Genomic DNA, 10,525 nt, shown 5'->3' on the forward strand with positions numbered 1-10,525 from the left:
TGCCCATCATTTCCCGAAGGGCAGCTTTTTGTGGTGTATCTTTTTTTCTTGCCATAAAATAAACCTCCAAACTGGTAAGTTTATCTTACATCAGTTTGAAGGTTTACACAAACTTTGGGATACTCCCAAACAAGTGGAGTGCTTCATTTCAAAGCATTCCACCCAGTCTTATCATAGAAGAATCTTATTTACAGACTTTTCTTCATACCCTCACATGATTTAGAAACAAATCAAAAAAATCTTTCGTTTGTATCTGAATAGTTTTTTACATATGAAAGCATTCGATACAGACTTTATCTTAATTTAATTAGAGATTCTAAGCTATTCTGTTTTATTCTGTTCTTCAGAAGGCTGTCTTGGGGCTTTGGGTTTACTAGTTTTTTCCATTCTCTCACCTTCTTCAATATACTCACGGACATCTGTCGGCACCAATTTTCGATACAACCGGTTCAGTGTTTCATTCAGTTCTTGCTCCAAAGATATTTCCTTTTTCGCCGCATATCTCTTTAATGCTTGGTACTTGCTGGTTTCAAACTTCACTTGTACTACAGAAAGTTTCATAATGCTCACCTCTTTTTTAATAACAATTCAACATAGATTTCTTCACTAATATCTAATTATCAAATTTTAAAATTGTCTAATCATCTAATGCCTTCTATTTGCTCTCTAAATAAATTATTTGTTACACTAATTCATTCTCTATTAAATTTATCCCTTTAATATAAAAAGGTAAGCATTTTGCCTACCTTTTTATAAGTAATATATATTTTTAAATTATTAAGTATCTTTTTTTCCACTCATTCTCATATGCAATCGTATTTTCTTCTATGTTTGCATAATCGAATTCTGTCCGCATATTTCCAGCCTCATCAACCACCATCGTTAGTACATTCCATCTATTTTCAGATGTTTTCTTGTTTCTTTCAACCGATAGTATACCATCAATTTTCATAAATGCTTTTATCAAATTCATCCTATCTATGTTTTTAATACTAAAACAATCCAAATATTTGTTATTATCTGGCTTAATATAAAACTTCATACTATAGCTGCCCTTTGTATAAGCTATGTACAAAACAAATTTTCTCCATTTGTTTGGAAGAAAATCTTGGAGTTCACCAAAAATCTCTTGAAACATTTTCTTTTCCATTTTTTAAGCCTCCTGTGTATCATTAGGAAAAATCCTAATGCTTTCTACATTGTCGATACTATAGGTTACAACCAAAGCAGATGGACGTCTTGATCCCTCCTCGTACATTGGTTCGATTTTTAAATATACTTCTTTTCCATTCTTTATTTCATTCGCCAACTCATTTTCAAATTTTTTGTAATCTCCACGATTTATTTTAGCATCTTGTGGAATCATATTTTCCATACCATTTGAACCATTGAATCGATCACCAATGAGATGTCCTCTATCATCACCTTCTCTCTCATCGCCTTTACTAATTATCTCAATAGAATCTTTTATTGGCAGTCTTTCTTCCCGTTCCTTAATATATAACTTCCCTTCAACTGAAACTATACGTCCAAAATCATCCGTTTGATATTGATACCCATTTATTTCATAAGAATTATTTGAAACTAAATTATCGCCTATCCGATATATCCTATTATTATCATCTTTTTCAGCCACGTCACACTTCTCAGAAACTTCTTTTTCTTCAATGAATAGATTGTTGATAAAATCTTTCGCTTCTTGAATTGAAACTTCTCCTTCTGGTTTTATTTCCCTATACCCTTCTAAAGTCGTAGATTTTGATTCTTCAATCTCATTGTTTCTTGAAATTTCATCCATTAAAATATACCTCCATTCGATTTATAATACTCCATAAATCTACAGCATATGTCATTATAAGATGAGTCTCTTTCTGCTTGTTCATATACGATCAAAGCAAGAACTAAATTAATTTGCTTGTTACTATATCCTTTTATAGATGGATTGAGGATATCAATGACCTTATTTGACCAAGCTAAAAAATCATTACAATTCCTAGAGATTTTAATAGCATTTCCTGCCTTAAGAAAATCAAAAATAAGTGGACGCAATTTTTCAATCTCTTTTTCTTTTTCTGTCGTTATATAATCAATAAATTCACATTTCACAATTGTATCTATATTCGAATGGATAATTCTATCTCTAAGTTTTTGGATATCGACTCTATCGCCTTTACGATATATTTCTTTATTCATAATACACTCAAGTAACGAGTTTTCAATATTTTCTATGTTGCTAATAAACTCTTTACCAAAGTTCTCACGACCACTTTCTACAGAAATTTTTTCAAATTTATTTATTTTACAAAGTACCGGTTCAATCCAACCACTTTGCGATATTGCGGCCACCCCCCTTTCTAATCTCCCTAATTCTATGATTTGATTTTCATTTAATCCAGCAGCTTTTCCAACCAATTCACGATCAGAATAATCAGGTAGTCTTAATATAATTTTAGTATTTGTATTCCTTATCGCTGACATATCCAATAAACCAGGTGATTGATCTGCAATAATAAATCCCTCACCATATGTTCTCATCTCAGCAATAGCATTTGAAATCATTTCTACAGATTTTCCTAATAAATTAGAACTTTCAGCAGATTGTTCAAAAGTTGTTTTCCTCAAAATATTGTGAGCTTCTTCCAACACCGTTACATGCTTAAGCTCAGCATTTATTTCTTGATTCTGCATACGATGCTCTTGCAACTTTAAAATCAACAGCCCCATAATAAGAGACTTTGTTTCAGTTGATCCTATTCGGCTCAAATCGACAATTGCATTTCTATCAAATAAATCTTCTTCCGCAATAGCCTCAGGGCTAAAAATCAAACTATTTATACCAGTTGTCAAAGAACGAATTCTCGTTATCAAAGCACCAGTATAATCCCCTTTATTATCAGAAGAATAATCACTCTCATTTAATACAATTTTAATCTGTTTTAGTACATCCATAAATGAAGGAAATAGTCTATTGTCGTATTTATTTTTTGATTTGACCAAATCCCATCCTGCCATAACATAGGCTCTCTCTATAGCATCTTTTAGTATAGCTGGCATCGCTGCATACATAGGCCAACAAACATTGAATATTTCCACCAACCTATCCATGTGCTCTAAAATATGTATTTCTTCAGGAAATGAAAAGGGATTGATTCTTAACAAATTCATATCATGAATATTAGGATTTGTCCCATATACAACAACTGTTTGATCATCTCCAAATGCTGTTTTATATTCTCCTTTTGCTGGTTCTACAACCAAAAATTTAATATTATTTTTTTGCAAAGAACTTAAAATTTCATAAACAGTATTTGATTTGCCAGAACCAGTAGAACCCGTGACAAAAGTATGAGATGCCAATTCATTTATACTTAGATGTACGAAAGATTTTTTTTCTATCATTCCCATATGATAAATATTACCTAATGGGATTTTTTTTTCATCAGTTTCTAAAACATCTCTTTTTACAACATTTCTTCCAAACTCTGCATGCTCTGACACAGGCATACCGTATACTGATTTGGTTGGTAATCCTAAATGTAATGGTAATTCCAATCCACTTACTATAGTTGCAGGTGTATAAGTAATATATGTATCTACTCTGTCTTCATCAGATACAGGCAATGCAAAAATAGGGTGTACAAATCTACGAAGATATTCTTTTATTCCTTTAACTTTTTCTGGATTACGATTACCATTCCAAGAATTGATTGCACCACTTTCAATGGAAGATCCATCTCCAATCATCAAAGAACGATATATATTTGCCGCTAATAATGTATTTTCCTGTTTCCCTGATAAAAAGTATGCACTGCAATTATATGTTCCGTAATCTTCTCCTTCTTGGACGCGTTTAAGTTGCTCATCAATTCGTTTAAGCATCTCAGAAATCGTTTTGTTTATATTTTGAATCTGTAAAGTTTTTCCGTATCCATTTGTACTCGAATTGCTTTTTGTTTGTGTTTTACTGTCTGTATCTGTTGTGCTTGCTGATATCGTCTTTCCATTTGATTCGGTTTCACTTGTATTCAACCCGCTACTCACTCCGAAAGAACGTCCCATTGTATACGATAGTGTTTTAACAACTCCTTCTGTATCAGATCCACCGAAAGTAGGATTTATAATTCCTCCAACAGATGAAACAGCCAATCCTGCCAAGGGATTCAATGTTTTTCCTACAACATTACCAATGACATTTATCGTTGATCCTATTACAGTACCTGTAGAAAACTTTGTATTTGTTTTGCTTTCACTATTGGATATAGATACATTATTTGATGTTACCGAATTAAACCCTATACTTTCTCCAAAAGTTTTTGTATGAGACTGGGTATCACTAATACCTTTCGTTACTGCAGAAGAAATTCCTCTACTTAAACTATCCATGACTGTATAACTCTCATTTTCATTATAAGACCATACATTGTTTTCGAAAGGTGCAAAAATACTATATAATGTTTCGTATCCTCTTCTGATATTTTCTATTTCCTGCGTCTGGATTGGCTCTGAAATAAATAATGCTGTATAGGTATTTCCTTGCATCGCATCAATTAATCTTTCTATGCCTTGAATAAAATTTTTTTGTTCTGTCTTAGATTTATCTCTAATACCTGCAACACAAGAAACAGATGAAATATGCTTTGTCGTATTTCCAAATATTCCATCTAATAAATTGGGTAACTCTTGCTGTGAAGGAACATCTTCTACTTGTGTACCCGGAAAATTACTATTCATGGCTTTTTTCAACGTGGAAAATGATGTCATTAATTTTTTGCGTGCTTCATCATCTTTTCCATCATTTCTAACACCGATATATATTTTGGCAGGAGCATCATTTCGTTCTACATCTATCATTACTACAAAATGGCATCCCAATTCCATACTGGCATGATATACTGTTGATAATTTTTGGAAAATATCTTCATTTTTTTTGCAAGTAAATTCCTTCAACCTTAATAATCTGATACAGTCCTTTGCTTCTTCATCCAATAAACTTAGGGTCGGTTCAACCACCAGATATTTTTCAATTTCCATCAAATATTTTTTATAAACTGTATGATGAGCTAATACTAAAGCTTTTTTTAATTCTAATTCATTTTCTTGTAAAATGATATTATGATCCATTCCGCATTTCCCCTATCATTTTAAGACTTTACATCGCCTTTTTCAAAGAAAAAACATCTTGTATTTTTCTCCCTATATCTTTTTGGAGCAACACAAATCCAATCTGTTTTAGCCTTTCTTGTACTTCTGTTCCATTGCTTTTTTGTACCATTCCATCGCTTTTTTCTCATCCCTTTTTAAGCCTATGCCGAAATAATAACATCGTCCTACAGCAAGCTGGGCATCTTTATTTCCCTGTTCCGCCGCTTTTTCATACCATACTACTGCCTTTTTCTCATCTTTTTCTATTCCATCACCATTTAGGTAACATTTAGCTAATTGGTATTGAGCATCTTTATCTCCCTGTTCTGCTGCCTTTTTATACCAGTCTACTGCTTTTCTCCTATTTGTTGACATTCCATCTCCTTTATAATAGCAAAGTCCAAGTGCGTATTGTGCTTCTGCTTTTCCTTGCTCTGCTGCTTTTTCATACCATTCCACTGCCTTCCTGCTATCTTTTTCTACACCTGCTCCATTATAATAACATTTTCCAAGTGCCCATTGAGCTTCTGCATCTCCTTGCTCTGCTGCTTTTTCATACCATTCAACTGCTTTTCTCCTATCTGTTGGTACTCCCTCCCCATTAAAATAACAACATCCTAGTGAATATTGGGCATCTATATTTCCTTGCTCTGCTGCCTTTCCATACCATTCTGTGGCTTTTCTTTTATTTTCTACCACACCTTCTCCATAATAATAACATTCTCCTAGCAAGCATTGGGCGTCTGCAAGTCCCTGCTCTGCTGCCTTTTCATACCATTCCGTTGCCTTTCTTTTATCTTCCGGTACTCCCTCTCCTTCATAATAACACTGTCCAAGCCTACATTGTGCATCTGGATCTCCCTGTTCCGCTGCCTTTTCATACCATTCAACTGCTTTTTTCATATCTGTTGGCACACCTTCACCATGATAGTAACAATCTCCTAGTAAATATTGAGCTACTGCCTCTCCCTGTTCTGCTGCCCTTCCATACCATTCTGTCGCTTTTTTCTTTTCCTGCACTACGCCCTCTCCCATATGATAGCATAGCCCTATCAGACATTGAGCAATAATATCATCTTGCTCCGCTGCCTTTTCATACCATTCCGTTGCCTTTCTTTTATCTTCCAATACCCCCTCTCCTTTATAATAACACTGTCCAAGCCTACATTGTGCATCTGAATCCCCCTGTTCCGCTGCTTTTTTAAACCATTTCACTGCTTTTTTCTTATCTTGCACTACACCTTCTCCTGAAAAATAACATCGCCCTAATTGATATTGTGCTTTTGCCAATCCTTGTTCCGCTGCCTTTCTATACCATTCTGTCGCTTTCTTTTTATTTTGTTCTATTCCTTCTCCATAACAATAAGAATTTCCTAATCTCCACTGAGCTTCTGCACTTCCCTGTTCTGCCGCCTCTCTATACCATACTACTGCCTTGTTCTTATCTTTCTCAACACATTCTCCATAGAAGTGACAATCTCCTAGTCTACATTGTGCTTCTGTGCTTCCCTGTTCTGCCGCTTCTTGATATAACTCTAATGCCTTTCTTTTATCCTCTTCTATGCCTTCGCCATCATAATAGCAATCTCCTAATCTCCACTGAGCTTCTGTACTTCTCTGTTCTGTCGCTTTTCTATACCATTCCACTGCTTTTATATGATCTTCTTCTATACCTTCTCCATAATAATAACAATCTCCTAGTCTACATTGTGCTTCTGTGCTTCCCTGTTCTGCCGCTTTTCTATACCATTCCGCTGCTTTTACACAATCTTCCTCTATACCTTCTCCACCATAATAACAATCTCCTAATCTCCACTGAGCTTCTACACATCCCTGTTCTGCCGCTTCTCTATACCATTCCGTTGCTTTTTTCTTATCTTGTGTTATACCTTCTCCCAAATAGTAGCAATCCCCTAATCGGCATTGTGCCATAAGTAATCCTTGACTTGCTGCTTTTTCATACCATTCTGTTGCTTTTTTCAGACCATAGGAACCATCCTTATTGTCCTTTACATATATTTCAGCCAATTCAAATTGTGCTTCTTTTTTTCCTCCATCTGCTGCTTTTCTTAACCATCTGATAGCTATATCAATATTTTTTTCAATTTTTTTGCCATTCAAATAAAGATGGAACAGCTTATATTGTGCTTCTGTAAAATTGTTATTTGCTGCTTTTTCATAATATTTGATCATTTTGGTATAAGCTTCTTCTTTATCTATATCTAAAATAATCTTATCGCCATCTGCATATGTCTCCAGATACTCACCAACTTTATATTGAGCCTCTGCAGACTCACCATCATCAGCAGCATTGATATAGCATTGAAAAGCTTTTATATAATCTTTTCTATTTTCCGCTTTTTTTGCCTCTTTCTTCTCTCTTAGTGCAATTTCTTCCTTAGGCAGTCCTTTTGTACTAATTGACAAACCTAATTTTGATACATTTTCTTCAAAAATATGTTTTGATTCTTGCTGCCCTCGAAACTCAAAATTTAATTCTGCCTTTTCATCATTTATTATTTTTTGAATCTCAGGTATCAGCCCTTCCCAGCCACTACGATCATTAGCTGGTACGAACCAATCTTCGATTGATTTATTTTGAATTGCTGAAATATCATCTAATTCAACACCATCAACATATATAGATTCCAATTTATTTGAATATGTAATTATCACTCTGACTTCTTGCATGGAAAGCCCTCCGCTCCATAATCTTTTCTTATTAAAGTAATACTTTTATTAAATCTCCCTGACTTCTAAACCACATATCTACACCATCTCCAAATACTTCAGCTTGTAACGTATATATACCATCATCTTCTTTAAGAATTTTAGCTGTCGGTAATCTGTCAAGCACTGCTTCCACGTTTTCTCCATAATATTGAAATTTTACACGTCTCAGTTTGCCACCATACATAAATTGAACTCGTTTTCTAAATTCACCTTCTTCAAATCTATCCCGATATGGAATATGAAACTTTTCCTCTAAAACTCTTAAATTTTCAATTCTATCAATACGATATATTGTTGGAAATGAATCTTCTAGTGTATTAAACTTTTCCTTTATATTATCATCATCAATAAATGCAACAAAATAGAAATAATATTCAGAGAATAAGATTGCAACTGGTTTTAATCTACGAGTAACAACTTCTTTATCTTTTATTTTTTTATATTTTATCTCAATAAATTGACAATTTCTAATTGCTTGTCCTATCTTCCACATCTCATCTAAAAAAACTTTTTTGTGTTGTGGTTGAACATAGTGAAACAATTCGTTACCTATTAAATCCTCTATCAATTTACGGTTGTTCTCAGAAACACAGTTGACAATTAATCTTCTTAAAATATCTTCCATTTGTAATTTTGTAAATGCACGGCTATCTAATAATATTTTGCAAATAGCAAGGATTTCACTATTTGTAAAAGTCCTATTATAGGGATCTTTCATTACATATCCCATTTTTTTATAATCATAAATAATAGAATTGTTAGGATTATAGTCCTTGTTATTTTCTAAAAAATTCCTGATATCATCGATATCTCTTTGTATACTTCTTTCATTTACATCATAAATATTCGCCTGTTCTTGTTTATATATAATACTTCCTTTGATAAGTTTTGTATAAATACCTAAAACTCTTCGAATTTTATCATATTTTATACGAATCACTCCTTTTGACCATATTGTACCATCAAGAAATGACAAATTCTGTCATTTTTATAATATTATTAGAATATTTCTATGTCAATACAACTCAAAATTTGTTTTTAACATAACATCCATTGTAATATTTGCCCATGTATCAACTTTTCTAATATTTTAAACACCATTATCTCTTCTTCTATATATGTAATCCTCGTGTTCTTCTTCTATATAATTAGAGATGCTTTCATGGTTGTGTCTATTCATATCACACAAATATAAATTCATCTTACCATTTCTGTTTGATGACCCTTATAATTTTATTTGTTAAATATAATATTTGAAAGTTTTTTTCCTTCAATGTAAAATCAATATCATAATACTAAAAGCATTTATTATATTTCGAAATAAGAGATGGAGGGTTCCAAAATTGTATATAAATTTAGCAAAACAACCTTTACCTACAATTTATTGCAGAAATCATAAAAAATGTTATCTTGATCCTATTAGAAAAAAACTGGTTTACCTCACTCCAGAAGAGACTATTCGACAATTGGTTATTTCTTATCTGATCAGAACATTAAAAGTTCCAAAAAAAAATGATAAGTGTTGAAGAACCCCTTTCCCATTATGGAATTTCCTCTATTCGTAGAACGGATATCGTTATAAAAGGATTAACCTATGATAATCGCCTAATTCCTATTGCTGTCATCGAATGTAAAGCACCTGGTATCGGACTCGGAGAACAAACTGCAAAGCAATTAACCTATTATTGTAATGCTCTTGGATGCGACTATGCCATGATGATCAATGATATATCTTTCTTTTGCTATCATTATGACGAAAGTACAAATCAATACATACAAATATCTGCATTGCCTAAATATGATGAGATGATTACAGATAAATACAAACCATATATTCCTGAACCTATCCCAGAAAGAATAGAATATAGTCAAATCTCACATTTTGTAAAAGAAAATCTAGATGTAAACAGTAGGAATATCAGTTGTACTACTGAGCATCCTCTTGCTTGTGCTTCATGGAACTTGGAAGAATGTTTTCTCGATATAAGCCATAAAATCCCGATAGGACAATACTCTTTATTTGAAATCATTAAAGATTATGGTATCCGTATGCTTACATATGGAAATGCAGGTGGAGGTACCTTCTATGGTCCTTACCGTTCTTTCCTTATAAAATTTAACGGTAATGTGGAAATCGTTTCTTTCGGATTCTCAACCTATGTTTCTTCATCCAAACCTGATGTCTGCAAAACAGCTTTAAATATCGCTATAGATAATGAAAAAACATCACATCATTCTTTACAATTGGTCATAGATGACAATGTCATTTATAAAAATAATCAATTCACATTCTATCACCACGGAAGAATTGCAATTGGAAATCGAGGTAGTGGCAAAGTCAGTGAATTAAGAAAACTAGTTCTCCAACATTATCCTGAAATCATAAATGGAAAACAAATCGATCTAGGTAGCCTCATATACAACAAATTATGGTATCTTGATGATCCATCCGTAGTAAAACTCGTAGAAAATTTGATTTCTTATGCACTCATTCGCGATAAATATCGTATGCAAAAAAATCTAAGGGAGTATCCCAAAGTTTGTGTAAACCTTCAAACTGATGTAAGATAAACTTACCAGTTTGGAGGTTTATTTTATGGCAAGAAAAAAAGATACACCACAAAAAGCTGCCCTTCGGGAAATGATGGGC

At 33.1% G+C, this 10,525-nt stretch carries 7 protein-coding genes; 1 reads left to right on the forward strand and 6 read right to left on the reverse strand.

Features of this window, described 5'->3' with window-relative positions; translation table 11 throughout:
* Nucleotides 1-321 precede the first annotated feature (321 nt).
* The 6 genes from INF29_RS12890 to INF29_RS12915 form a co-directional block, all read right to left on the reverse strand.
* Complete coding sequence (locus INF29_RS12890; protein WP_193487055.1) at nucleotides 322-561, reverse strand: DUF6103 family protein; 240 nt, start codon at nucleotides 559-561, stop codon at nucleotides 322-324.
* 208 nt (nucleotides 562-769) lie between these two features.
* The gene (locus tag INF29_RS12895) at nucleotides 770-1,150 is read right to left on the reverse strand and encodes an immunity protein YezG family protein (RefSeq protein WP_193487057.1); all 381 of its coding nucleotides are present in this window, start codon (nucleotides 1,148-1,150) and stop codon (nucleotides 770-772) included.
* Nucleotides 1,151-1,153: 3 nt separating this feature from the next.
* Complete coding sequence (locus INF29_RS12900; RefSeq protein ID WP_193487059.1) at nucleotides 1,154-1,798, reverse strand: DNA/RNA non-specific endonuclease; 645 nt, start codon at nucleotides 1,796-1,798, stop codon at nucleotides 1,154-1,156.
* Nucleotides 1,798-5,121: an ATP-binding protein gene (locus INF29_RS14855; RefSeq protein ID WP_243184176.1), complete on the reverse strand. Its 3,324-nt coding sequence runs from the start codon at nucleotides 5,119-5,121 to the stop codon at nucleotides 1,798-1,800. The genes INF29_RS12900 and INF29_RS14855 overlap by 1 nt, the downstream gene beginning before the upstream one ends.
* A 108-nt stretch (nucleotides 5,122-5,229) precedes the next feature.
* On the reverse strand, nucleotides 5,230-7,833 hold the full coding sequence (locus INF29_RS12910; RefSeq protein ID WP_193487061.1) for a tetratricopeptide repeat protein: 2,604 nt from the start codon (nucleotides 7,831-7,833) through the stop codon (nucleotides 5,230-5,232).
* A 31-nt stretch (nucleotides 7,834-7,864) separates the two neighbouring features.
* Nucleotides 7,865-8,851 carry a helix-turn-helix transcriptional regulator gene (locus INF29_RS12915; protein WP_207728175.1) on the reverse strand — a complete coding sequence of 329 codons (987 nt, stop codon included), beginning with the start codon at nucleotides 8,849-8,851 and terminating at the stop codon, nucleotides 7,865-7,867.
* Between the two features lie 536 nt (nucleotides 8,852-9,387).
* Here INF29_RS12915 and INF29_RS12920 point away from each other — a divergent pair.
* Nucleotides 9,388-10,446, forward strand: a complete 1,059-nt coding sequence (locus tag INF29_RS12920; RefSeq protein ID WP_193487063.1) for a type I restriction enzyme HsdR N-terminal domain-containing protein — start codon at nucleotides 9,388-9,390, stop codon at nucleotides 10,444-10,446.
* Nucleotides 10,447-10,525 lie beyond the last annotated feature (79 nt).

The sequence above is a fragment of the Anaerotignum lactatifermentans genome, from assembly GCF_014982935.1.
GTDB classification, from domain to species: domain Bacteria; phylum Bacillota; class Clostridia; order Lachnospirales; family Anaerotignaceae; genus Anaerotignum; species Anaerotignum lactatifermentans.

What these genes read in the sequence shown, in the direction of transcription:
- INF29_RS12910 (WP_193487061.1), bottom strand. Translation starts at nt 7,833, where the DNA reads ATGCAAGAAGTCAGAGTGATAATTACATATTCAAATAAATTGGAATCT.
- INF29_RS12890 (WP_193487055.1), bottom strand. Translation starts at nt 561, where the DNA reads ATGAAACTTTCTGTAGTACAAGTGAAGTTTGAAACCAGCAAGTACCAA.
- INF29_RS12920 (WP_193487063.1), top strand. Translation starts at nt 9,388, where the DNA reads ATGATAAGTGTTGAAGAACCCCTTTCCCATTATGGAATTTCCTCTATT.
- INF29_RS12900 (WP_193487059.1), bottom strand. Translation starts at nt 1,798, where the DNA reads ATGGATGAAATTTCAAGAAACAATGAGATTGAAGAATCAAAATCTACG.
- INF29_RS14855 (WP_243184176.1), bottom strand. Translation starts at nt 5,121, where the DNA reads ATGGATCATAATATCATTTTACAAGAAAATGAATTAGAATTAAAAAAA.
- INF29_RS12895 (WP_193487057.1), bottom strand. Translation starts at nt 1,150, where the DNA reads ATGGAAAAGAAAATGTTTCAAGAGATTTTTGGTGAACTCCAAGATTTT.